This window comes from Mycobacterium heidelbergense, from assembly GCF_050205645.1.
Classification (GTDB): domain Bacteria; phylum Actinomycetota; class Actinomycetes; order Mycobacteriales; family Mycobacteriaceae; genus Mycobacterium; species Mycobacterium heidelbergense_A.
In genome coordinates, this window is sequence record NZ_JBNMQT010000002.1 from 102065 (window position 1) to 125329 (window position 23265).

Annotated in this window: 26 protein-coding genes and 3 tRNA genes; 17 read left to right on the forward strand and 12 right to left on the reverse strand. The window is 67.2% G+C overall.

From position 1 onward, the window contains the following. Positions 1 to 66: 66 nt before the first annotated feature. Positions 67 to 789, reverse strand: a complete 723-nt coding sequence (locus ACQI5H_RS01955; protein WP_427077759.1) for an MBL fold metallo-hydrolase — start codon at positions 787 to 789, stop codon at positions 67 to 69. 87 nt (positions 790 to 876) lie between these two features. Here ACQI5H_RS01955 and ACQI5H_RS01960 point away from each other — a divergent pair, with 87 nt between their 5' ends. The 12 genes from ACQI5H_RS01960 (at position 877) to rplA (ending at position 5782) form a co-directional block, all read left to right on the forward strand. Further along, positions 877 to 1092 carry a type II toxin-antitoxin system VapB family antitoxin gene (locus ACQI5H_RS01960; protein WP_427077760.1) on the forward strand — a complete coding sequence of 72 codons (216 nt, stop codon included), beginning with the start codon at positions 877 to 879 and terminating at the stop codon, positions 1090 to 1092. Positions 1093 to 1198: 106 nt separating this feature from the next. Further along, positions 1199 to 1271, forward strand: a tRNA-Thr gene (locus ACQI5H_RS01965). Between the two features lie 46 nt (positions 1272 to 1317). Beyond that, positions 1318 to 1391 (forward strand) — tRNA-Met (locus tag ACQI5H_RS01970). A gap of 42 nt (positions 1392 to 1433) precedes the next feature. Further along, the gene (gene rpmG, locus ACQI5H_RS01975; protein WP_007167776.1) at positions 1434 to 1601 is read left to right on the forward strand and encodes a 50S ribosomal protein L33; all 168 of its coding nucleotides are present in this window, start codon (positions 1434 to 1436) and stop codon (positions 1599 to 1601) included. A 48-nt stretch (positions 1602 to 1649) separates the two neighbouring features. After that, the gene (gene hadA / locus ACQI5H_RS01980) at positions 1650 to 2129 is read left to right on the forward strand and encodes a (3R)-hydroxyacyl-ACP dehydratase subunit HadA (protein ID WP_427077761.1); all 480 of its coding nucleotides are present in this window, start codon (positions 1650 to 1652) and stop codon (positions 2127 to 2129) included. Continuing rightward, the gene (gene hadB, locus ACQI5H_RS01985) at positions 2116 to 2544 is read left to right on the forward strand and encodes a (3R)-hydroxyacyl-ACP dehydratase subunit HadB (RefSeq protein ID WP_427077762.1); all 429 of its coding nucleotides are present in this window, start codon (positions 2116 to 2118) and stop codon (positions 2542 to 2544) included. The genes hadA and hadB overlap by 14 nt, the downstream gene beginning before the upstream one ends. Positions 2545 to 2547: 3 nt before the next feature. Next, positions 2548 to 3048, forward strand: coding sequence for a (3R)-hydroxyacyl-ACP dehydratase subunit HadC (gene hadC / locus ACQI5H_RS01990; RefSeq protein WP_427077763.1), 501 nt, complete (start codon positions 2548 to 2550; stop codon positions 3046 to 3048). A 150-nt stretch (positions 3049 to 3198) separates the two neighbouring features. Next, positions 3199 to 3271 (forward strand) — tRNA-Trp (locus ACQI5H_RS01995). A 58-nt stretch (positions 3272 to 3329) separates the two neighbouring features. Further along, positions 3330 to 3791, forward strand: a complete 462-nt coding sequence (gene secE / locus ACQI5H_RS02000) for a preprotein translocase subunit SecE (RefSeq protein WP_427077764.1) — start codon at positions 3330 to 3332, stop codon at positions 3789 to 3791. Positions 3792 to 3817: 26 nt separating this feature from the next. Then, on the forward strand, positions 3818 to 4543 hold the full coding sequence (nusG, locus tag ACQI5H_RS02005; protein WP_427077765.1) for a transcription termination/antitermination protein NusG: 726 nt from the start codon (positions 3818 to 3820) through the stop codon (positions 4541 to 4543). A 26-nt stretch (positions 4544 to 4569) separates the two neighbouring features. Continuing rightward, on the forward strand, positions 4570 to 4998 hold the full coding sequence (gene rplK / locus ACQI5H_RS02010) for a 50S ribosomal protein L11 (protein ID WP_427077766.1): 429 nt from the start codon (positions 4570 to 4572) through the stop codon (positions 4996 to 4998). Positions 4999 to 5074: 76 nt separating this feature from the next. Further along, positions 5075 to 5782, forward strand: a complete 708-nt coding sequence (rplA, locus tag ACQI5H_RS02015) for a 50S ribosomal protein L1 (RefSeq protein WP_427077767.1) — start codon at positions 5075 to 5077, stop codon at positions 5780 to 5782. On the opposite strand, the gene ACQI5H_RS02020 is transcribed toward rplA, so the two are convergent. The 10 genes from ACQI5H_RS02020 to ACQI5H_RS02065 all read right to left on the reverse strand — a co-directional run bounded on the left by ACQI5H_RS02020 (position 5779) and on the right by ACQI5H_RS02065 (position 15720). Next, positions 5779 to 6996 carry an RNA polymerase sigma factor gene (locus tag ACQI5H_RS02020; RefSeq protein ID WP_427077768.1) on the reverse strand — a complete coding sequence of 406 codons (1218 nt, stop codon included), beginning with the start codon at positions 6994 to 6996 and terminating at the stop codon, positions 5779 to 5781. The genes rplA and ACQI5H_RS02020 overlap by 4 nt on opposite strands. An 8-nt stretch (positions 6997 to 7004) precedes the next feature. Next, on the reverse strand, positions 7005 to 7703 hold the full coding sequence (locus ACQI5H_RS02025) for a YciI family protein (protein ID WP_427077769.1): 699 nt from the start codon (positions 7701 to 7703) through the stop codon (positions 7005 to 7007). 94 nt (positions 7704 to 7797) lie between these two features. After that, complete coding sequence (gene mmaA4, locus ACQI5H_RS02030; protein ID WP_427077770.1) at positions 7798 to 8694, reverse strand: hydroxymycolate synthase MmaA4; 897 nt, start codon at positions 8692 to 8694, stop codon at positions 7798 to 7800. 110 nt (positions 8695 to 8804) lie between these two features. After that, positions 8805 to 10280: a flavin-containing monooxygenase gene (locus ACQI5H_RS02035; protein WP_427077771.1), complete on the reverse strand. Its 1476-nt coding sequence runs from the start codon at positions 10278 to 10280 to the stop codon at positions 8805 to 8807. Between the two features lie 168 nt (positions 10281 to 10448). Further along, the gene (gene mmaA2 / locus ACQI5H_RS02040; protein WP_427077984.1) at positions 10449 to 11312 is read right to left on the reverse strand and encodes a cyclopropane mycolic acid synthase MmaA2; all 864 of its coding nucleotides are present in this window, start codon (positions 11310 to 11312) and stop codon (positions 10449 to 10451) included. Positions 11313 to 11335: 23 nt separating this feature from the next. After that, positions 11336 to 12196: a cyclopropane mycolic acid synthase family methyltransferase gene (locus tag ACQI5H_RS02045; RefSeq protein WP_427077772.1), complete on the reverse strand. Its 861-nt coding sequence runs from the start codon at positions 12194 to 12196 to the stop codon at positions 11336 to 11338. 92 nt (positions 12197 to 12288) lie between these two features. Continuing rightward, positions 12289 to 13194 carry an alpha/beta fold hydrolase gene (locus ACQI5H_RS02050; RefSeq protein WP_427077773.1) on the reverse strand — a complete coding sequence of 302 codons (906 nt, stop codon included), beginning with the start codon at positions 13192 to 13194 and terminating at the stop codon, positions 12289 to 12291. After that, positions 13194 to 14540 (reverse strand): ABC1 kinase family protein, encoded by a 1347-nt coding sequence (locus ACQI5H_RS02055; protein WP_427077774.1) that lies wholly within the window; start codon positions 14538 to 14540, stop codon positions 13194 to 13196. The genes ACQI5H_RS02050 and ACQI5H_RS02055 overlap by 1 nt, the downstream gene beginning before the upstream one ends. 53 nt (positions 14541 to 14593) lie before the next feature. Then, complete coding sequence (locus ACQI5H_RS02060; RefSeq protein WP_427077775.1) at positions 14594 to 15187, reverse strand: DinB family protein; 594 nt, start codon at positions 15185 to 15187, stop codon at positions 14594 to 14596. Between the two features lie 2 nt (positions 15188 to 15189). Further along, the gene (locus ACQI5H_RS02065; protein ID WP_427077776.1) at positions 15190 to 15720 is read right to left on the reverse strand and encodes a DinB family protein; all 531 of its coding nucleotides are present in this window, start codon (positions 15718 to 15720) and stop codon (positions 15190 to 15192) included. Positions 15721 to 15800: 80 nt separating this feature from the next. Here ACQI5H_RS02065 and ACQI5H_RS02070 point away from each other — a divergent pair, with 80 nt between their 5' ends. The 3 genes from ACQI5H_RS02070 to ACQI5H_RS02080 are packed head-to-tail and all read left to right on the forward strand — an operon-like array spanning position 15801 to position 21514. After that, positions 15801 to 19982: an NEW3 domain-containing protein gene (locus ACQI5H_RS02070; RefSeq protein ID WP_427077777.1), complete on the forward strand. Its 4182-nt coding sequence runs from the start codon at positions 15801 to 15803 to the stop codon at positions 19980 to 19982. Further along, complete coding sequence (locus tag ACQI5H_RS02075) at positions 19931 to 20596, forward strand: DUF7158 domain-containing protein (protein ID WP_427077985.1); 666 nt, start codon at positions 19931 to 19933, stop codon at positions 20594 to 20596. Before ACQI5H_RS02070 ends, ACQI5H_RS02075 begins: the two co-directional genes overlap by 52 nt. Positions 20597 to 20602: 6 nt before the next feature. Beyond that, positions 20603 to 21514 carry an ROK family protein gene (locus ACQI5H_RS02080; RefSeq protein ID WP_427077778.1) on the forward strand — a complete coding sequence of 304 codons (912 nt, stop codon included), beginning with the start codon at positions 20603 to 20605 and terminating at the stop codon, positions 21512 to 21514. Here the strand turns inward: ACQI5H_RS02080 and ACQI5H_RS02085 are convergent. After that, complete coding sequence (locus tag ACQI5H_RS02085) at positions 21504 to 21857, reverse strand: winged helix-turn-helix transcriptional regulator (protein WP_427077779.1); 354 nt, start codon at positions 21855 to 21857, stop codon at positions 21504 to 21506. The genes ACQI5H_RS02080 and ACQI5H_RS02085 overlap by 11 nt on opposite strands. 81 nt (positions 21858 to 21938) lie before the next feature. On the opposite strand from ACQI5H_RS02085, the gene ACQI5H_RS02090 reads away from it, so the two are divergent. After that, the gene (locus ACQI5H_RS02090) at positions 21939 to 22379 is read left to right on the forward strand and encodes an anthrone oxygenase family protein (protein ID WP_427077780.1); all 441 of its coding nucleotides are present in this window, start codon (positions 21939 to 21941) and stop codon (positions 22377 to 22379) included. Positions 22380 to 22634: 255 nt separating this feature from the next. Beyond that, positions 22635 to 23252: a 50S ribosomal protein L10 gene (rplJ, locus tag ACQI5H_RS02095; RefSeq protein WP_427077781.1), complete on the forward strand. Its 618-nt coding sequence runs from the start codon at positions 22635 to 22637 to the stop codon at positions 23250 to 23252. Positions 23253 to 23265: the final 13 nt, after the last annotated feature.

Genomic DNA, 23265 nt, shown 5'->3' on the forward strand with positions numbered 1-23265 from the left:
GAATCACAATGACCCCGGCGGGCGCTCATGCTGCGCAAATGTGAACGCGAAAGGCCGCTGAGTCCCTCAGCCGCCCATCAACATTCGCCACTGATCGAGGTTGGCGGGCCGGTACACGTAGTTGGACCGCTTGACCTCCGACAACGGGGCGCTGGGATCCGCGGAGTACCAGTGTCCCGGAAACACCGTCGGATCACCGGGAAGCGCCGCGAGCTGCTGCAGGCTGCGATACATCTCGTCGGAATCGCCGCCGGGAAAGTCGGTGCGCCCGCAGCCGTCCAGAAATAGCGTGTCACCCGCGACCAGCCGGCCGTCCAACAGGAAGCACTGGCTACCGGGCGTGTGACCCGGCGTGTGCAACAGCTCGATTTCGAGGTCGCCGATGCTGATCTTGTCGCGATGCTCGTGGGTGGTGAGGTCGCCCAGCCCGATGCCGGTAACCCGCGAAACCCAAAGTGCCTCATGGGTATTCACGTGCACCGGCACAGTTGCTCGCTCCAGCAGCTCGGCGAGTCCCTTGAGCTCGAAGCCCATCATGTTCCCGCCCACATGGTCGGGGTGATGGTGGGTCACCAGCACGCCGGACAAGTGCATGCCATCGGCTTCCAGTGCGTCGAGAAGATCGCCCGCGGCGTACGCCGGGTCGACCACCACGCAATCTCCGGTCTGCCGGTCGCCGATCAGATAGGCGAAATTGCGCATTTGTGTCGCAAACATGTCGCCGGCGGCGAAATCGCGACCGGAAAGCAGTTGACGGAAGTACAGCCGGTCCTCGGACGAATCTGACACGTCACCAGACTATGACCCGCAGCGGCGCGCTTCCGCCACGCATGGCAACAACCGCTTCATCCGGTCCGCACTGGGTATCGTTAGCCCATGCTGAAGAAGTTCGAGATCGACGTGGACTTCGAGCTTGTCCAGGAAGCGATACGCCGATACCACCTGGCCGACGCGCGCGAGGCCATCCACCTCGCGCTGCGGACCCTGCTCGGCGAGACCGATCCCGCAGCCAAAGATCAGCGCGACGGCGACTACGACGAGTTCAGCGACCTCAGCGCCTGGGAACCCCACCGCAGGAGCGACACCGGCTAGAGCTTTCCCCGGCAACTCCGGGCCCGCGCCTGTGGTTTGGTGCCGTTGCGGGCCAGGCTGTACCCTCTTTTAGGCCCGCGGGACGACTGGTCGCTTCGGGCGAACGGCCCCCTTAGCTCAGTCGGTAGAGCGTTTCCATGGTAAGGAAAAGGTCAACGGTTCGATTCCGTTAGGGGGCTCGGCGGATGCCGAGCAGGCGTGGCGGCCCCGACCCAGGGTGGACAAGGCGATGTAGCTCAGTCGGTTAGAGCGAACGACTCATAATCGTTAGGTCGCCGGTTCGAGTCCGGCCATCGCTACAACACAACAACGCACTTTGAGAGATTTGAGAGAGAACCGTCATGGCTTCCAGTACCGACGTCAGGCCGAAGATCACCCTGGCGTGCGAGGTGTGCAAGCACCGTAACTACATCACCAAGAAGAATCGCCGCAACGACCCCGACCGGATGGAGCTGAAGAAGTTCTGCCCGAACTGTGGCAAGCACCAGGCGCACCGCGAGACCCGCTAGCGCCGTCCCCAAGCATTTATTCAGATCGACTAGGTAGGTTCTAGACCCGTGGCGTTGAGCGGCAACATCGTCGGGATGCACTACCGCTATCCCGACCATTACGAGGTAGAGCGGGAGAAGATCCGCGAGTACGCGATAGCGGTTCAAAATGACGACGCGCCTTTCTTCGAGGAGAAAGCGGCCGCCGAGCTGGGTTATCAAGGTTTGCTGGCCCCGCTGACCTTCATCTCTGTCTTCGGCTACAAGGCCCAAAACGCGTTCTTCAACTACGCGAACATCGCGGTCGAGGACGCGCAGATCGTCCAGGTCGACCAGGTGCTGAAATACAAGAAGCCGATCGTCGACGGCGACAAGTTGTACTGCGACGTCTATGTGGACTCGGTCCGCCAGTCGCACGGCACCCAGATCATCGTGACCAGAAACATCGTCACCGACGACGCCGGTGACATCGTGCAGGAGACCTACACGACCCTCGCGGGCCGTGCCGGTGAGGATGGAGAAGAGGGATTTTCGCATGCCATTGCGTGAGTTCAGCTCGGTGAAGGTGGGTGATCGCCTTCCGGAGAAGATTTACCCGCTGACGCGCCAGGATCTCGTCAACTACGCGGGCGTCTCGGGTGACTTGAACCCGATTCACTGGGACGACGAGATCGCCAAGGTCGTCGGGCTGGACACCGCCATCGCACACGGGATGTTGACGATGGGATTGGGTGGCGGCTACGTCACGTCATGGGTCGGCGACCCGGGCGCGGTCACCGAGTACAACGTGCGGTTCACCGCCGTGGTGCCGGTGCCCAACGACGGCAAGGGCGCCGAGCTCGTCTTCAGCGGCAGGGTGAAATCGGTCGATCCGGAAAGCAAGTCCGTGACCATCGCACTGACGGCGACGACCGGCGGCAAGAAGATCTTCGGCAGGGCCATCGCGTCCGCGACCCTGGCATAGCCCATGGCGCTCAAGACCGATATCCGCGGGATGATCTGGCGGTATCCGGATTATTTCGTCGTGGGTCGCGAACAACTGCGTCAGTTTGCGCAATCCATCAAGAACGACCACCCCGCCCACCTGGACGAGGATGCGGCCGCCGAACTCGGCCACGACGCGATCGTCGCACCGCTGACGTTCGCGACCATCTTCGCCAAGCTGGTCCAGCTGGATTTCTTCCGGCATGTCGACATCGGCATGGAGACCCTGGTGATTGTCCAGGTCGACCAACGGTTCGTGTTCTCCAAGCCGATCAAGGCCGGCGACAAGCTATGGGCCCGCATGGAAGTCCAATCGGTGGTCGAGCGTTTCGGCGCCGACATCGTCGTCACCAAGAACATCTGCACCACCGACGACGGCGAGGTGGTCTTGGAGGCCTACACCACGTTGATGAGCCAGCACAGCGACGGCTCCGCGAACCTGCGATGGGACGCCGAGTCCGGCCAGGTCGTCCGAAGCGCGTAATTAGTATCTGACTCCTGCGTCGATGTACACTCGGACCTCGGGGTTTTCCCACAACAGCGCGCTGTCCGTCGGTTCGGCGATCACCGAACGGAGAGCGCGCGTGTCGTGTAGGCCCCGGTAGGTAAGCGCAGGTTGGCCTGCCAACCGCGAAGGGGCGTAGCTCAAATGGCAGAGCAGCGGTCTCCAAAACCGCAGGTTGCAGGTTCAAGTCCTGTCGCCCCTGCTAATGGCCAAGACGTGCCATGCTGGACACTGAAAGCCAACGAACAAAGGAGCATGCGGTGAGCGACGAGGGCAACGCTGCCAACGACGCCGCAGGCGACGGCGGCGAGACCGACGACAGCCGCACCGGCGGTAGTCGGACGGCCGTGGTGACCAAGCCCGCGCGGCCCACCGGCAAGCGGTCTCGGCAGCGGGTGGCCGACGTCGAGGAAGACGTCGACGTCGAGTCGCCCGAGGAGGCTGAGGCCGAGGGCAAGACCAAGAAGGCCCGGGCAGCCAAGAAGGACCGCAAGCAGGCCAAGAAACCGAAGAAACCCGCCGGCCGTTCGGCTAACCCGTTCGTGTTCGTCTACAACTACCTCAAGCAGGTCGTTGCGGAGATGCGGAAGGTGATCTGGCCGAACCGCAAACAGATGCTCACCTACACCTCGGTGGTGCTGGCGTTCCTCGCCTTCATGGTGGCGCTGGTCGGTCTCGCGGACTTCGGACTGACCAAGCTGGTCCTGTTGGTGTTCGGCTGAGCGAGTGACAGAGAGGACTGAAAACCGTGACTACCTTCGACGGTGACACGTCCGCGGGTGAGGCGGTCGACGTGCAGGAGGTCGCCGAGACCCCTGAGGCGGAGGCTCACACGGAGCCGGCCGAGGAAATCGACCCGGCCGCCGCGCTCAAGGCGGAACTGCGCAGCAAACCCGGCGACTGGTACGTCGTGCACTCCTACGCGGGATACGAGAACAAGGTCAAGGCCAACCTGGAAACCCGGGTGCAGAACCTGGACGTCGGCGACTACATCTTCCAGGTGGAAGTGCCTACCGAAGAGGTCACCGAGATCAAGAACGGCCAGCGCAAGCAGGTCAACCGCAAGGTGCTGCCCGGCTACATCCTGGTGCGCATGGACCTGACCGACGACTCGTGGTCCGCGGTGCGCAATACGCCCGGCGTCACCGGCTTCGTCGGGGCAACCTCCCGCCCCTCGGCGCTGGCGCTGGACGACGTGGTGAAGTTCCTGCTGCCCCCGGGGTCGTCGAAGAAGGCCGCCAAGGGCGCGGCCAGCACCGCCGCCGCCACCGAGGCGGGCGGCCTGGAACGTCCCGTCGTCGAGGTCGACTACGAGGTGGGCGAATCGGTGACGGTGATGGACGGGCCGTTCGCCACATTGCCGGCCACGATCAGCGAGGTCAACGGCGAACAGCAGAAGCTCAAGGTGCTGGTGTCGATCTTCGGCCGTGAAACGCCGGTGGAACTCACCTTCGGCCAAGTCTCCAAGATTTAACTCCCAGGAAGGAACGTCAACATCTCATGGCCCCGAAGAAGAAAGTCATCGGGCTGATCAAGCTGCAGATCCAGGCCGGGCAGGCCAACCCCGCTCCGCCGGTGGGACCCGCGCTCGGCCAGCACGGCGTCAACATCATGGAGTTCTGCAAGGCGTACAACGCCGCGACGGAGAACCAGCGCGGCAACGTCATCCCGGTGGAGATCACGGTCTACGAGGACCGCAGCTTCACCTTCGCGCTCAAGACGCCGCCCGCCGCCAAGCTGCTGCTGAAAGCCGCGGGCGTAAGCAAGGGTTCGGCCGAGCCGCACAAGGACAAGGTCGCCAAAGTGAGCTGGGACCAGTGTCGCGAGATCGCCGAGACCAAGAAGGCCGACCTCAACGCCAACGACGTCGAGGCAGGCGCCAAGATCATCGCCGGGACCGCCCGGTCGATGGGGATCACGGTCGAGTAGCTCTCGGCCATACCCCGTGGGAGGGCCAGCTTCGGCCCGCTTCGTAACCACAACCCAACACCGGATTGGATATTCAATGAGCAAGAACAGCAAGGCATTCCGCGCCGCCGCCGAGAAGGTGGACCGCAACAACCTCTACACTCCGCTGGAGGCGGCGAAGCTCGCCAAGGAGACGTCCTCGACCAAGCAGGACGCCACCGTCGAGGTGGCGATCCGGCTCGGCGTCGACCCGCGCAAGGCGGACCAAATGGTGCGCGGCACAGTCAACCTGCCGCACGGCACCGGTAAGACCGCCCGCGTCGCCGTGTTCGCGGTCGGTGAAAAGGCCGAGCAGGCACAGGCCGCCGGCGCCGACATCGTGGGCAGTGACGACCTGATCGAGAGGATCCAGGGCGGCTGGCTGGAGTTCGACGCCGCGATCGCCACCCCCGACCAGATGGCCAAGGTCGGACGCATCGCGCGAGTGCTGGGTCCGCGCGGCCTGATGCCCAACCCCAAGACCGGCACGGTGACCCCCGACGTCGCCAAGGCGGTGGCCGACATCAAGGGCGGCAAGATCAATTTCCGCATCGACAAGCAGGCCAACCTGCACTTCGTCATCGGCAAGGCGTCGTTCGACGAGAAGAACCTCGCGGAGAACTACGGTGCCGCGATCGACGAGGTGCTGCGGCTCAAGCCGTCCTCGTCGAAGGGCCGCTACCTGAAGAAGATCACCGTGTCGACGACCACGGGCCCGGGCATTCCGGTCGACCCGTCGATCACTCGCAACTTCGCGGACGCCTAGCCGCCGCACTCGGCGATGCGCCGGCGCAAGAACTCGCGGCCCGGCTCGGAACCGTTGGACTCCAACGCTATTCGGTACCACTCCACGGCGTCGGCCGCCCGGCCGGCGCGCCGCAACAGATCGGCGCGCACCGTCACGACCAGATTGGAGCGGGCCAGCCGGGGATCGTGCGCCACCTTGTCCAGCGCGGCCAGGCCCGCCACCGGGCCGTCGCGAAAGCCGATCGCCAGCGCGCGATTGGCGCCCACCACCGGGGAGTCGGTCATCCGCCACAGCCGGTCGTAGGCGGCGCAGATCGCAGTCCAGTCCGTCTGTTCCCAGGACGGGGCCGTCGCGTGCAGCGCCGCGATCACCGCCTGCGGCAGGTAGGCGCCCGTCGATCCCTCGGCCGCCCGCAACCGCTCCAGCCCCCGCGCGATGCGGCCGCGGTCCCAACGGCGGCGGTCCTGGTCCTCGAGCGGCACCAGCATGCCGGAGTCGTCCACCCGGGTCGCCCGCCGCGAATCGTGCAGCAGCATCAGGGCGGCCAGGGCGTGCGCCTCCGGCTCGTCGGGCATCAGCGCACACAATTCTCCGGCCAGCCGAATCCCCTCGTCGCACAGCTCGTCTCGAATCGCCGACGGTCCCGCGGTCGACCAATAGCCCTCGGTGAACACCGAGTAGATGCAACCGAGCACGTGCGGTGTGCGCTCGGCCAGCAGCTCGGCCGGAGGCACCCGCAGCGGGATGTTGGCGTGCCGAATCTTGTTCTTGGCGCGTGTGATTCGCTGACCGATGGCGGGCTCGCTCTGCAGCAGGGCTCGAGCTATCTCGGCGACGGTCAACCCGGACACCAGCCGCAGCGTCAGCGCCAGCTGCGACTGCCGGTCCAGCGCCGGGTGCGCGCAGGTGAACATCATCCGCAGCTCGTCGTCGCGGACCGGGTGGACGTCCACCCGGTCGGTCCGAACCCTGATCTCGTCGACCACCGCCGCCAATTCCTTTCCGGGACGGATGGATTCGCGACGAAGCCGGTCGCGGGCGCGGTTGCGGGCGACGGTCACCAGCCACCCGCCGGGACTATCGGGCACACCGTCGCGCGGCCAGGCCCGAAGCGCCTCGGCGCAGGCCTCCTGGACGGCGTCCTCGGCGACGGTGAGGTCCCCGGACCACCGCGCGAGCGCGGCGACGGCCGGTCCCCATTCCCGGCGGAAGACGCCGTCCAGGTTGGCCATCCGCGAATCTAGAGCGCGGAGATCCCGGCTAGTTGCCGCACCTGCACGGTCGTCGCCGGGATCATCGATGCGAGCTTGATGGCCTCTTCGCGGTCCGCCGCGCTCAGCAGGTAGATCCCGGTTGCGATTTCGGCGCCTTCCGCATAGGGCCCATCGGTGATCAGGACCTCGCCATCGCGCACCCGCACGGTCGTAGCCGTGGAGCGGTCGTGCAATGCGGCGCCCCCAATGATGTGATCACCCGCGGCCGCGTGGAGACCCGCGTGCTTCGCCGCCACTGCCTCCCACTCCGGTGTGCCCGGCGTGTGTGCGGATTCGGCGGGTTCGGACAGCAGCGCGAGCCAGTCGTTGCCGGTGAGCTTGCGCGACAGCTCGACGGAGTGCACCGTGGGCCACAGTTCCACGGCGCCGTACGCGGCGATTGGGACGTCGCGGGCCAATGCCAGCGCCTCGTCGAGGTTTTCGGCTTCGAAGACGTAGTAACCGCAGGCCACCTCGGCGGACTCGGCGAAGGGTCCGTCGGTGACCGTCGGCGCATCCGGGCCACCCGTGACGACCGCCGCGGCGGCGGCGGGCGCCAGCGCGTCTCCAGATTTGATCGCCGCGCCTGCCTTGGCGTGAAAGCTCTCCCACGCGGCCATCGCGGCGGCTGGATCGTCGGGCGTGCGATCTTGCTCCTTGCTGATCAACAGCGCGAAATACTGCATGTTCGTCACCTCCGGTCGTGAGCGAAGCCTCGTGCTCCACTCTCTACCTGTTCGACGAACGCCGCAGCACCGATCCGACGACCCGGGGCGAAAATTAGGCGGCGGCTCCAGGCTTGAGGTAGGTCACCAGGCTGACGTCGAGCATCTCCTCGGTGAAGTAGTACTCGCAGCCGCGCAAGTACTTCATGTAGCGGTTGTAGACCTCTTCGGAGGTGACCTCGATGGCCTTGTCGCGGTTCGACTCCAACGTGTCGCCCCAGGTGTGCAGCGTCCTGATGTAATGCGGGCGCAGCGAAAGCGGCTCGGGGACGACGAATCCGGCCTTCTCGCCGTGCTCGACCATCATCTTGGTGGACGGCAGGCGCCCACCCGGGAAGATTTCGGTGATGATGAACTTGATGAAGCGGGCCGTCTCGAAAGTTAGCTTTTTGCCGAGGGCCGCCATTTCGTAGGGGTGGTAGCTGACGCTGCTCTGGACGGTCATCCGGCCGTCCTCGGGCATGACGTTGAAGCACCGCTTGAAGAAGTCGTCGTAGTTCTCGTGCCCGAAGTGCTCGAACGCCTCGATGGACACGATCCGGTCGACGGGGTCGTTGAAGTCCTCCCAGCCATGCAGCCGTACCTCGCGCGTCCGGCTCGTGTCCAGGGCTCCCAGCACCTGCTCGCAGCGGGCGTGCTGGTTCTTGGACAGGGTCAGGCCGATGACGTTGACGTCGTACTTCTCGACGGCGCGCTTCATGGTGGTGCCCCAGCCGCACCCGATGTCGAGCAGGGTCATGCCGGGCTTGAGGTCGAGCTGGTCCAGGTTGAGGTCGATCTTGGCGTACTGGGCCTCTTCCAGCGTCATGTCGTCGCGCTCGAAGTAGGCGCAGCTGTAGATCCGGGTGGGGTCCTGAAACAGGGCGAAGAAGTCGTCGGAGACGTCGTAGTGTGCCTGAATGTCTTCGGCGCGCGTCCGCGTCTTCGTGGGGCTAGGCGGTTGATCAGCCATTTTCTTCTTCTTCTCCTGGATGATGGTCATTGCCTGTGGCAGGCACGCCTCTCGGTCGGTGTCAAACGATACCGAATGGCGAGGTGAGGTTTGACCGGCACAGGCAACGGTCAGCGGAAGTGGTAATCGCTCAACGGGAACCGTGATCCTTCCCGTACCGCGTTGCGGGTCGACGTGGGGCGCAGCAATGCCGGCTCGCCGTCGGGGTTGAAGTAGTAGGACCGCGAGCTGGCGCAGTTGCCGAGGGCGAAGAGGGACTTTCCGGCAAGCTGGGTCACGCGATCCAGGAAGCGCGCATTCGCCTCCTCGGTGACCTCGAATTCCGTCGCGCCCCTGCGTTGCAGCTCTCCGAACAGCCGGTCCATGTGGCGCATCTGGTATTCGATGGTGTGGAAGAACGACAGGCCGGAGAAGGCGTAGGGACTGGCCAGGCTCAGGAAGTTGGGGAAATAGGGGACCGAGATGCCCTGGTAGGCCTGAAACCTGTTCTCACGCCACCACTTTCCCAGGTTGCGGCCCCTGCGCCCGATCACTTCGATGGCGGGGAAGTTGGCTTCCCAGAGGTCGAACCCGGTGGCCAGCACCAGCGTGTCGATGACGGTCTTGTTCCCGTCGGCGGTGACGATGCCGTCGGGTTCGATCCGTTCGATGCTGTTGGTCTCCAGGTGCACGTGCGGCTTGGTCAGGGCGCGGTAGTAGGTGTTGGACCAGGTGGGGCGCTTACAACCGAAGTCGTAGTCGGGAGTGAGCTTGCGCCGCAGTTCCTTGTCGCGGATCCAGAAGAACCGGCTCATCTTCGCGACGTCCGCCGCGCCGATGTCGAGCCGCCGAAGCCCCTTGTGGTGCAGCGCCGTGGCCAATACCAGCTCGAAGAAGCCGTCGGTCGCCAGGCGGAAGGCGCGGTGCACCAGGGGCACCCGGGCGAACAGCCATTGCAGCCAGCGCGGGATCTCGAAGTCGAGCTTGGGCACCACATGGGTCGGCGTGCGCTGGTACACGGTCAGCTCGCCGGCTGTGGCGGCCAACTCGGGGATCAACTGCACTGCGGTCGCCCCGGTGCCGATGATTCCGACGCGGCGCCCGGCGGGGTCGTAGCCGTGGTCCCACGCCATGGTGTAGACGACCTTGCCCGCGAAGCTCTCGATTCCGGGGATATCGGGGGACTTCGGCTGCGAGAGGAAGCCGGTCGCGGTGACCAGAAAGCGTGTCGTCAGGCTCGTGCCGTCGGCCAGCGCCACCTGCCACAATCGCTGGTCCTCGTCCCAGCTTGCGGACTCGACCGTCGTGTTGAACCGCATGTGGCGGTGCACGTCGTACTTGTCGGCCACGTTCTCGGCGTAGCGCTGCAGTTCCCGACCCGGCGGGAACAGCCGTGACCAGTACGGATTGGGCTCAAACCAGTACGAATAGGTGGTGGCCGGGATATCGACGGCCAGGCCGGGGTAGGTATTGACGTGCCAGGTCCCGCCCAGATCCGCCTCGCGATCGAGAATTGCGATCTTGTCGTATCCGAGCCGCTTGAGCTGGATGGCTGTGCCAATGCCCCCGAAACCGGCGCCCACTATGACGGCGTCGAGATTATCCATGGTGTGAGGAGGTCCTTTCGTGGAGTCCGGGCAACTGGTGTTTCGCCAGATGCCCCCCACGGCGAACTTGATCAGGTGGAATCTTAGTCGGAAATCCGATTCGTCGCCCACAGGCCCTGGCCACGGGTCGGCCTGAGCTCTGTCACATCTCGATAAAAATGGGGAGCGCTACTTCTCCAGCGTGAATTGGTTTACGTCGATATAGCCGATGCGAAACGCCTTGGCGCACCCGGTCAGGTACTTCATGTACCGCTCGTAGACCTCTTCGGATTGCACCGCGATGGCCTCGTCCCGATGCGCCTCGAGGGCCTCAGCCCACAAGTCGAGGGTCCTGGCATAGTGCGGCTGCAGCGATTGCCGCCGGGTCAACGTGAAGCCCGCTTTCGACGAGTGCTCCCCGACTTTCTCGATCGACGGCAACCGGCCGCCGGGGAAGATTTCGGTGACGATGAACTTGATGAAGCGGGCCATTTCGAAGGTCAGGGGGATGCCGCGTTCGATGCACTGCGTTCCGGTCAGCCCGGTGATCGTGTGCAGCAGCATGACCCCGTCGGCGGGCAGCACGGAGTGGGCCATCCGGAAGAAGTCGTCGTAACGATCGTGGCCGAAGTGCTCGAACGCGCCGATCGACACGATCCGGTCCACGGGCTCGTCAAACTGTTCCCAGCCGTTCAGCAACACCCGCCTGCTGCGTGGGCTATCCATCTCGTCGAACGTCTTCTGCACATGGGCGGCCTGGTTCTTCGACAACGTCAAGCCGATGACGTTGACGTCGTAGCGTTCGATGGCCCGCCGCATGGTGGCGCCCCAGCCGCAGCCGACGTCGAGCAGCATCATGCCCGGCCGCAGGCCCAGCTTGCCCAGTGCCAGGTCGATCTTGGCGATCTGCGCCTCTTCCAGCGTCATGTCGTCGCGCTCGAAGTACGCGCAGCTGTACGTCTGGGTGGGGTCCAGGAAGAGGCGGAAGAAGTCGTCAGAGAGGTCGTAGTGCGCCTGCACGTCGGCAAAGTGCGGCGTCAGTTTGTCGGCCATGATTGGTGCCCCCGTCACGAACGCTACTTGGTGAGCGTGTACTGCGCCACGTTCGAGATCCCTTTGCGGAAAAGGTCCGCGCAGCCGGTGAGGTAGCGCATGAAGCGGTTGTAGACCTCTTCGGACTGGACGGCGATGGCGCGTTCGCGATTGGCCTGCAGGTTGGTCGCCCACGTGTCCAGGGTCCGCGCGTAATGCGGCTGCAGATATTGGACCTTCTCGATCGAAAAACCGCTGTCTTGCGCAAAGTCGACGATGTCGCGTTCGCCGCACATCTGGCCGCCGGGAAAGATCTCCGTGCCGAGGAAGTGGAAGAAACGCAGGTCCGTCATCGTGATGGGGATGCCGCGCTCCTTCCATTGCGACTGCGGATACGTGAAGATGCTGTGCATCAGCATCCGGCTGTCATCGGGAAGGGTCTTGTAGGCCCAATCCCAGAACGCGGGCCAGCGTTCCTTTTTGAACGCGTCGAAGGCCTCGAAGCTCATGATCCGATCGACTTGCCCGTCAAACTCTTCCCAGCCCTGCAGCCGAGCCTCGGCGCGACGCGTCGTGGGGATCTCGGCCAGCCGCGCCTTGCTGCGCTCGTAGTGATTGCGGCTCAGGGTGAGGCCGATGACGTTGACGTCGTACTTCTCGACCGCGCGGACCAGCGCTCCGCCCCAGCCGCAACCGACGTCGAGCAGCGTCATGCCGGGCTCGAGGTTCAGCTTGTCCAGCGCCAGATCCAGCTTGGCGAGCTGCGCCTCTTCCAGCGTCATGTCGTCGTCTTTGTAGTAAGCGCAGGTGTACACCATGTTGGGGTCGAGGAACAGCGCGAAGAACTCGTCAGAAATGTCGTAGGTTGCCTGCGACTCTTCGTAATACGGCTTCAGCTCCGCCATTACCAGACATCCTCCCAACGCCAACGGTATCAACCGTGTGAGACGTGTGTGAAATTCGGCAGGGTTACCCTAAACGCCGCCCGATCCGGGATTCAGCGGGCCTCGGCGAAGTTACTAGTCAGCACGCTGATCAACGGGTCCCAGAGTTGCCGAGGCAGGTCGTGGCCCATGCCGTCGAACAAGATTAGTCGAGCGCCCTCGATGGCGCGCGCGATCGCCCGGCCACCGAAGGGCCGCATCAGCTTGTCGGAGCGGCCATGGACCACCACGGTCGGTGCGGCGATGCGGCGGTCGTACGGGGCCAGGCTGCCGCTGCCCAGGATCGCGGCGAAATGGCGGGCGATGCCTTGCGGGTAGTAGTTGCGGTCGTACCCCTCGGCCGCCTCGGCGCGAACCTGCTCTTCGGGTACGCGGTAGCGGGGGCTGCCGATGATATTGCTGACACGCACCGCGTTGTCGATGATCACATCGCGCGACGCGTTCTGCGGTGGGCCCTTGAGCAGCGCGAGCAACGCGCTCGGGGCCGGCGGCGGCAGGAACGGTGAGTTGTTGCTGGAGAACAGGATTCCCAGCGTCTTCGTCCGCGTCGGGAATCGTGCCGCGAAAACCTGGGCGATCATGCCTCCCATCGACGCCCCCACGATGTGTGCGCGCTCGAGACCCAGGTGATCGAGGAGGGCCGCCGCGTCGTCGGCCATGTCTTCCAGCGTGTATGCCGCGTTGCTGCGCAGACCGAGCCAGGACCTGGCCAGCCGCGTCACCAGCGGCTGCCCGGAGCTGCGGTGCTCGGTCTTGCTGGACAGGCCGACGTCGCGGTTGTCATAGCGGATCACCCGCAGGCCCTGCCCAACGAGCTTCTCGCAGAACGCCGTTCGCCACAGCAGCAGCTGCGCGCCCAGGCCCATGATCAGCAGCACGGGCGGGTCGGCAAGGTCGCCCATGTCCTCGTAGTAGAGCTTCAGGTCGCCCGATAGCGCGTTCCCGCTGCGGACCTCCACTAGACCTCCACGTCGGTCTGGTGCTCGCGGCTGACCTCGACCATGAAGTTCGCGAAGTATCCCGTCAGCTGCGGATCCGACATCATCTGCCACTTGGGCGCGAGCAGCTTCATGTAGCGCTCGACGTAGAGGAACTGCTTGCCGATCAGCACCAGCTCGCGGGGCAGCTTGACGTCGTAGGCGTCGGCCAGCGCGGAGAGCTGGCGGCCGATGTCGGCATAGGACAACTCGCCCAGCGTCTGCATGGTCAGCGGCGTGGCGAAACGCTCCAGGTCCTTGGCGGCCTGGGCTTCGGGCTTCATGGTGCCGACGGCGCCCATCAGCACGACGATCTTGCCGGCCGCGGCATGGTCCTTCTTCACCAGCAGCGCGTACACGAGTTCGCGCAGCAGCCAGCGGGTGCGCGGGTCGATGCGGCCCATGATCCCGAAGTCGAAGAAGACGATGCGGCCCTGATCGTCGACGTACAGGTTGCCCGCGTGCAGGTCGCCGTGGAACAGCCCGTGCCGCAGACCGCCCTCGAACAGGCTGAACAGCAACGCTTTGACCAGCTCGGTGCCGTCGAAGCCGGCCTTGCGGATGGCGGCGGCGTTATCGATGCGGATGCCGTGCACACGCTCCATCGTCAGCACCCGGTCGGTCGTCAGGTCCCAGTACACCTGGGGGACCCGGATGTTGCGGCCCAGCGGTGAGGCGTGCAGGTGGGAGACCCAGGCCTCCATCGACTGCGCCTCGAGGCGGAAGTTCAGCTCCTCGGCCAGGTTGTCGGAAAAGTCGGCGACCACGTCCTGGGCGGACAACCGCCGGCCGAGCTTGGCCAGCTCCACCGTCTGCGCGAAGCGCTTCAGGATCTGTAGGTCCGCGGCGACGCGGCGGCGGATGCCCGGCCGCTGGATCTTGACGACGACGTCCTCGCCGCTGTGCAGGGTCGCGTAGTGCACCTGGGCGATGGACGCCGACGCGAACGGTTCTTCCTCGAAGCTGGCGAACAATTCCGAGGGCTGACCGCCGAGCTCCTCGGCGAACAGCTTGTGCACCTCGTCTTTGTCGGCCGGCGGCACGCGGTCGAGCAGGTCGCGGAATTCGCGGGAGAGCGATTCGCCGAACGCCCCGGGGCTGGACGCGATGATCTGCCCGAACTTCACGTACGTCGGCCCCAGATCGGCGAAGGTCTGCGGGAGCTGCTTGATCACCTTCTGCTGCCACGGGCCCCTGCCCGGCAGCTTGGTGACGACGCGAGCCGCGGTGCGGGTGACCTGCCAACCGGTGGCCGCCACCCGGGCCGCTTCGACCGGCAACGGCACCCGGTCGAGCCTGGCCACCTCGCGGTGTTTGGTAGAACTCATTCCAGCAGTCTGCCAAACCGGCGGTGTCAAGTCCCAATTCGGTGTGAGGGCACTCACTTTGCTTTCCAGGGCTGAACCCAGCCCTCGATCTGCCAGTTCTCCAGGCCGGCGATCAATTCGTACATGGTGGCGCCGTCGATGGTTTCCCGGATGATGTCGGCGTGGCCGGCATGCCGGGCCAGCTCGTTGATCACGTGCAGGATCACCCAGCGCACCGACCAAGCCGGCTGGTTTTTGGGGAACCACGGGATTTCTTGTGGAACGGGCACGGCGGTGTCGAGATCCGCGGCTTCCACCAGCCGCAGCGATTTCTCGTTCTGCGCTTCGAAGGCCCGCAGCAGCCCCTCCAGCGTCTCGTCGGGCCGCATGACGTGCTGGTCGCCGAACTCCTGGGCGATCTGCTCGAAAGGGCGAGTGTCCTTCGGTGGCTCCGCCGGCGCGGCCGCCACGCGCGCCATCCAGGTGCGCTGCATCGCGGTGGCGTGCTTGACCAGCCCGCCGATCGAAAGCGCACTGGCCGCGGGGGCGGACCGGGCCTGCTCGTCGGTCAGGCCGTACGACACCGCGAAGTACGCGCTTTGGTGGAACGCTAGGTATTCGCGCAGGGCGCTGCGTTCGTCGGCGACGGGCGGTGCAAGGGCGGGCATTCTCAATCCTCCTGGATGGGGTGGCTGTGCAGGTAGAGGTCTCGGAGGCAGGCGATTTCGGCACCATGGTGGATCGCTTCTCGATTGATGTGCAACACCAGCTCGCTCAGCGGGTAGTCGGCGTAGGGCCCTTCGGCCGGGCCGCAGCGGCGGGTCAGGTCGGCGGCGGACAGCGACCGCACGCCGTTGATCCACGCCGCGTATGTCTCGTCCAATTGCCGCAGCGCGGTGGCGGCGTCGGTCGCGTAGTCCCAACTCTGGTAATCCGCGGGCGGTCCGCCGAAATGGTGATGGGCGCGCATCGCGAACACGCCGACGACGACGTGTGCGGTGCGCCACGCGATCGTGGTGAACGGTACGGGGCTGGGCGCCGGGAAGGCGAAGTCGATCGACCCGTCGGGATGCACGGTCCAGCAGTTGGGCACCGGCTGCCAGAAGTACTCGTCGTCGGTCAGGCCGTCCAGGCGAGGGCGCAGCTGGTTGCGCCAGTGCCAGTCGAGCTGGTCGGCCAGTTGGGTAGTCAGATCTGCCATGGCACCGAGCTTTCCACCAACCGGTGACAGCCGCCCCTGCGCGACGTCATATCGCGGCGCGGGCCGCGTAAAGTGCGGACATGCAGGTGATTTCGGCGGAGTCGACGGAGCTTTTCGTCGGGCCGCCGGACGCGCCGTCGCAACTGGTGCGTGTCAGCCTCGCCGAGGTGGGCGGGCCGACGCGGGTCCGCGTCGACGGCGACGGCCTGCGCGGCGAGGCGGTCGCCGACGCCGGCGCCGAGCTCCTCGAGGTTCCCGTCACCGTTGACCGTCCCGCCGTCGGTCAACGCCGCGCCGCGCGAGCGCACGCCGACCGCGCGGGCACGCCGTTCGAGTTCGTCGTCGCCGAACCCGGGTGGACGATGTACATGATCAGCCACTTCCACTACGACCCGGTGTGGTGGAACACGCAGGGTGCCTATACCAGCGAGTGGGCCGCGGACCCGCCGGACCGGCAGGCCAACGCCTTCGAACTGGTGCATGCGCACCTGGAGATGGCGCGGCGCGAGCCCGAATACAAATTCGTGTTGGCCGAGGTGGATTACCTCAAGCCGTACTGGGACACCCGGCCCGAGGACCGCGCCGACTTGCGCCGCTTCCTCGCCGAGGGCCGCGTCGAGGTGATGGGCGGCACCTACAACGAACCCAACACCAACCTCACCGGGCCGGAAACGACGATCCGGAACCTGGTGCACGGCATAGGTTTTCAACGCGAGGTGCTCGGCGCCGATCCGGCCACCGCATGGCAGCTCGACGTGTTCGGCCACGATCCGCAGTTTCCCGGAATGGCCGCCGACGCCGGGCTGACGTCGAGTTCGTGGGCGCGCGGGCCGCACCACCAGTGGGGCCCGACCCACTCCGGCGGTGTCGAAGGCATGCAGTTCTGCAGCGAGTTCGAATGGATCGCGCCGTCGGGCCGCGGCCTGCTGACCCACTACATGCCGGCGCACTACGGGGCGGGCTGGGGCATGGACTCGTCGGCCAGTCTCAGCGAGGCGCAGGACGCGACCTACCGGTTGTTCCGTCAGCTCAAGAAGGTGGCGCTGACCCGCAACGTGCTGTTGCCCGTGGGTACCGACTACACCCCGCCGAACAAGTGGGTCACCGCGATCCAGCGCGACTGGGCCCGGCGCTACACCTGGCCGCGATTCGTGTGCGCGCTGCCGCGGGAGTTCTTCGCGGCGGTGCGGGCCGAACTCGCCGAGCGCGGGTGTGCGCCGTCGCCGCAGACCCGCGACATGAACCCGATCTACACCGGCAAGGACGTGTCCTACATCGACACCAAACAAGCCAACCGGGCCGCCGAGAACGCTGTCCTGGACGCCGAGCGCTTCGCGGTGTTCGCCGCGTTGATGAGCGGCGCCGAGTACCCCCAGGCCGCCCTGGCCAAGGCGTGGGTGCAGCTGGCCTACGGCGCACACCACGACGCGATCACCGGATCGGAATCCGACCAGGTGTACCTCGACCTGCTGACCGGCTGGCGCGACGCGTGGGAGCTGGGCCGCGCGGCTCGCGACAACTCGCTTGCGTTGCTGTCCAGCGCGATCGGTACCGCCGGACGTTCGGTCGTGGTGTGGAATCCGCTGACGCACTCGCGCACCGACATCGTCACCGCCCGGCTCGATTCGCCGATCGCGGCGGGGGTGCAGGTGCTCGGCCCTGACGGCGCCGAGCTGCCCGCGCACGTCGAGCACGACGGCCGCTCGGTCACCTGGCTGGCGAGCGACGTGCCCTCGCTGGGCTGGCGGGCCTATCGGCTGGTGCCTGGCGGCGAAGGGGCCGGCTGGGAACCGGCGCCCGGATCCGAGATCGCCAACGAGTACTACCGGCTGGCGGTCGACCCGGCGCGCGGCGGGGCGGTCTCCTCCCTGGTTCAGGACGGCCGCGAGCTGATCGCGGCCGGCCGGGTGGGCAACGAGCTTGCCGTCTACGAGGAATACCCGGCGCACCCGAGGCAGGGCGAGGGCCCGTGGCACCTCCTGCCCAAGGGGCCGGTGGTCTGCTCGTCGGAATCGCCCGCGCGGGTGCGGGCCTACGATGGCCCGCTCGGTCAGCGGCTCGTCGTGCGCGGCGGCATCGGCACCCTGCTGCGCTACACCCAAACCATCACCCTGTGGCGGGGCGTCGCGCGGGTGGACTGCCGCACCACCATCGACGAGTTCAGCGGGGAAGACCGCTTGGTGCGCCTGCGCTGGCCGTGCCCGGTTCCGGGCGCCATGCCGGTCAGCGAGGTGGGTGACGCCGTCATCGGGCGAGGTTTCGCCTTGCTGCACGACGGGTCGCAATCCGTGGACACCGCGCGCTACCTGTGGACGCTGGACAACCCGGCCTACGGCTGGTTCGGGCTTTCGTCGGCAGCCCGGGTCCGGGTTTCGAATTCCGCCGTGCGCGCGATATCGGTGGCAGAGGTGGTGTCGCCGGCCGAGTCGACGTCCGGACCGCTGGCCCGCGAGCTGATGGTCGCGCTGGTCCGCGCCGGCGTCACGGCCACCTGCAGCGGCGCCGATCAACCGCGTTACGGCCACCTCGACGTCGACTCCAATCTGCCCGACGTGCGGATCGCCCTGGGCGGGCCCGGACGCAACGCCTTCACCAAAGCCGTGCTCGCCGAGGCGGATCCGGACTACACCGCCGAACTCGAACGCCAGCTGGCCGAGACCGGCCGGGCTCGCGTATGGGTGCCGGCGGCAACGCCGTTGGCGCGGGTGTGGGTGCCCGGCGCCGACCTGCGCGGGCTTCGCGCCCTGCCGGTGCTGGTGATCGCCGGCTCCGACGACGCCAACCTCATCGACGAAATCGCCTCGGTGACAAAGGATCTCGGCGACGCCGAGATAGTGGTCACCCAGCAGGCGCCGGCGGCGATGGAACCCTTCGAGGCCCGCACCGTGGCGCTCCTCAACCGCGGCGTGCCGAGCTTCGCCGTCGACACCGAAGGCACCCTGCACACCGCGCTGATGCGCTCGTGCACCGGCTGGCCGTCCGGCGTCTGGATCGACGAGCCCCGCCGCACCGCGCCCGACGGCTCGAACTTCCAATTGCAGCACTGGACACACGATTTCGACTACGCGCTGGTCGGCGGCGACGGGGACTGGCGGCGCGCCGGAATCCCCGCCCGCAGCGCGCAGTTCTCCCACCCACTGCTTGCCGTCGTCGTGGGCAAAGGGCGGGGCGGACTGCCGCCGACCGGATCGCTGCTGGGAGTCGAGCCCGCAGACGCGGTGCACCTCGGGGCGCTCAAGGCGGCAGGCAACCCGCTGACCGCGGGCAGCGCGAAGCCGGTCGACCCCGCCGCGGTGGCCCTGCGGCTGGTGGAAACCCGCGGCACACATGCCCGCGTCAGCATCGGTTCGGCGCTGGGCAAGGTGAGTGCGCTCGAACTCGCCGACCTGCTGGAAACGCCGCGGGGACGACAACGATCGATCGACCTGCGCGGCTATCAGGTCGCCACCGTGCTGGCCCGGCTCGACATCCCCGAGGCGTTCTCCGACGGCGACGGCCGGCCCGTCGCGCTGGCCCCGAACGCCGAGACCGCCCAGCCGCTTTACGCGCGATATTGGCTGCACAATCGCGGACCCGCGCCGCTCGGCGGGTTGCCCGCGGTCGCCCACCTGCACCCGCGCCTTGTCACCGCGCGGCCCGGCGACAAGGTGGTATTCCGGCTCACCGCGGCCAGCGACTGCGGCGATTCCCCGCTGGAGGGCGCGGTGGCGGTGGTGTGCCCGGGCGGCTGGTCGGCCACGCCCACCGAGCGGCCGTTCACGCTGGGCAGTGGCGAGTATCGCGAGACCGACGCGGCGGTGGACGTTCCGGCGAGCGCACAACCCGGCCTGTACCCGATCCGCGCCCAGCTGTGTCTCACCGGCGATTCGGTGCCGGCCGCGTGGCACCAGGCGGTCGAGGACGTGGCCGTGGTGGCCGTCGGTATGGAGGAGGTCGACCTCGCCGACCTGCTCTACCTCGTCGACGGGCCCGCCGACGTCACGCTGCGCGCCGGCGAGACGGCCCGATTGACCGTCACCGTCGGCACCCACGCCTGTGCAGAGGTCGGGCTGGAGGCGCATCTGATCAGCCCGTGGGGCACCTGGGAGTGGATAGGGCCGCTCGCGATCGGCGCGGTCCTGCCCGCACGCGGCACGGTCGAGCTCGGCTTCGCCGTCACTCCGCCGGCGTGGCTGGAACCCGGCCAGTGGTGGGCGCTGGTCCGGGTTGCCTGCGCCGGCCGGCTCGTCTACTCCCCGGCGGTGAAGGTGACCGTGAAGTGAGCGCCCAACTCGTCGCGACCGTCGCCGGCACGCCGGTTGCGGTCGACGAGGTCGACGCCCGCGAGGCTCGGTTGCGCAGCGGTCCGCGCGCGGCGGCGCTGCCGGCCGGCGGCACCAGCGAGGGACGGCAGCTGCGGCGCTGGCTCACGCAGTTGATCGTCACCGAACGGGTCGTCGCCGGCGAGGTGGCAGCGCGCGGCCTGACCGCGGGGGGCGCGCCCGGCGAGGCGGAGCTGCTGCCCGACGACACGGCCCGGCTCGAGATCGGGAGCGTCGCGGCGGCCGCGCTGGCCGATCCGGCCGCGCGGGCCCTGTTCGCCGACGTCACCGCCGCGGTCCGGGTCAGCGATCAAGACGTGGCCGACTACCACGCCCGCAACCCGCTGCGGTTCGCCGCACCGCGCCCGGGCCGTCACGGCTGGCGCGCCCCGTCGCGGGTCGGCCCGCCGCTGGGACAGGTGCGGTCCGCGATCTCCGAGCATCTGCGCGGCGCCGCGCGCCGGCGCGCCTTTCGGGTGTGGCTCGACGCGCGCACCGCGGAGCTGGTGCGGCTAGCTCCCGGCTACGAGCATCCCGGCGATCCGCGCCAGCCCGACAACACTCACCGGCACTGATCGCCCATGCTCACCCTCTGCTTGGACATCGGCGGCACCAAGATCGCCGTCGGCTTGGCCGACGACGGCGGCACGCTGGTCCACACGGCCATCCGACCCACTCCGCCGGGCGCCTCGGCCGAGGAGGTCTGGGCCGCGGTCGCGGCATCGATCGCCGACGCCCTCCACGCGGCCGACGGCGGGGTCGCGGCGGTGGGCATTGCGTCGGCGGGCTCGATCGACCTGCACACCGGATGCGTCAGCCCGATCAACATCGGGTCGTGGCGCGGGTTCCCGCTGCGCGACCGCGTTGCGGCCGCGGTACCCGGAGTGCCCGTGCGGCTGGGTGGTGACGGCATGTGCATGGCCCTGGGCGAGCACTGGCGCGGCGCCGGACGCGGGGCGCGCTTCCTGCTGGGCATGGTGGTGTCCACCGGCGTGGGCGGCGGGTTGGTGCTCGACGGCGTCCCCTTCACCGGGCGCACCGGAAATGCCGGCCACGTCGGTCACGTGGTCGTCGACCCGGACGGCCGGCCCTGCACCTGCGGTGGCCGCGGCTGCGTCGAGACCGTCGCGGCCGGCCCGTCGCTGGCGCGCTGGGCGAGGGCCAACGGTTGGTCCGCGCCGCCCGGTGCCGGCGCCGAGGAGCTGGCCGACGCGGCGGGGCGCGGCGACGCCGTGGCGCTGCGGGCGTTCCACCGGGGCGCCACCGCGCTCGCGGCGATGATCGCCTCGGTCGCGGCGATCTGCGACCTCGACCTCGTCGTCATCGGGGGAGGCGTGGCGAAATCCGGTCGCGTGCTTTTCGACCCACTGCGCGCGGCACTGGCCGACTACGCCGGACTGGATTTTCTGCACGGCCTGCGGGTAGTGCCGGCCGAGCTCGGCGGCGAGGCCGGTCTAGTCGGCGCGGCCCGGCTGGCGAGACTCACCGCGTAGCAGGCGTGACGCCAATCCCGTTGCGCTGCATGTGCTTTCGTCCCCAATCGCACAGCCCGGCCAGCACCGGGGCCAGGGTCATCCCGTAATCGGAAATCGAGTAGTGCACGCACGGCGGCACGGTACGAGCGTCGTGGCGCTCGATGATCCCGTCGTCGACCAATTCGTGTAGATGCCGGATGAGCATCCGCTCGGTGATGCCGGGGATGCTGCGCCTCAGCTGGGCGGTCCGCATCGGCCCGTCGCAGAGCCGCCAGAGGATCGTGCCCTTCCAGCGCCCGTCGATCACCGACAGCGCGGCGTCGATCGGGCAGTCGCTGGCTTCTTTTTTCGAGACCGCCATCGCAGCTCCCAGCCTCCCGCATATGCTGACTAATTTGTCAGTACCTTGATATTTGACAGCATAACAGCCAGGGTCGTCGTCATGAACGACATCACCGACGCAGTCGCGGTTGTCATCACCGGACCAATGGTCGGTGTCGAGCTGGCGGTCGCGGCCTTCTTCAATCCGCTGTTCGACCGGCTGCCCGACGATGCCTTCCGCGCGGTGCGCGGCGGGGCGGCCCGCGTCCTGGGCGCGGTGATGCCCTTCTGGTACTCCGCCGCACTGCTACTCATCGCGGTCACCGCCATCGGCGCGGGCGGCGGAACGCGCACCTGGCTGTGCGGCATCGCCGGGGGCCTGCTGGCCGCCGTGGTGGTGCTGACGGTCACCATGCTGGTGCCGATCAATAACCGCATCGCGAAGTGGCCCGCAACCGGTGAACTCTCCCGCGAGCTCGCGGCCCGATGGGACCGGCTGCACTGGCTGCGGGTGGCCGTGCTGGTGCTGCTCTTTGCCGTGCTGGTCGTCGCCGTCACCTGATGAGCGGAGCCGTTTTGGCTGATCGCGGGTGGTCACGCTATTGTGGTTGCCGATCCACCGAAGACCGTCGGTCACCGAGCAATCGGTTGAAGGTCCGGGAACATCCCGGCGGCCCACGCAGGAGGACGAGGCATTACCGCCGGCGTGCGCCGGCGCATTTCAACGCCCCGGCCGCTTCCTGCGCCGGGGCGTTCGTCGTTCTCCGGTGATCACAGACGGCTAGTCGCACTAGGACTTTCACCTCAGGAGGTATGCATGGCCAAGGCTGACAAGGCCACCGCCGTTGCAGACATCGCCGAACAGTTCACTGGCTCGACGGCCACCTTGATCACCGAATACCGCGGTTTGACGGTGGCCAACTTGGCGGAGCTGCGGCGGTCTCTGGCGGGGTCGGCCACCTACGCGGTGGCCAAGAACACGCTGATCAAGCGTGCGGCGTCGCAGGCCGGGATCGAGGGCCTCGACGAACTGTTCGTGGGTCCGACGGCCATCGCGTTCGTCACCGGTGAGGCGGTTGACGCCGCCAAGGCCATCAAGAAGTTCGCCAAGGACAACAAGGCGCTGGTCATCAAGGGCGGCTACATGGATGGCCACCCCTTGACGGTTGCCGAGGTCGAGCGCATCGCCGACCTGGAGTCCCGCGAGGTGTTGCTGGCCAAGTTGGCCGGCGCGATGAAGGGCAACCTCGCCAAGGCGGCCGGCCTGTTCAACGCGCCCGCCTCGCAGGTGGCTCGCCTGTTGGCCGCGTTGCAGGAAAAGAAGCCCGCCGAACCCGCCGCCGCGGCCGAACCCGCCGCCGAACCGGCTGCTGAAGCACCCGCCGAAGCGTCCGCGGCCGAAGCATCCACCGAGACACCGGCTGAAGCCGAATAACCCAACCCAAACC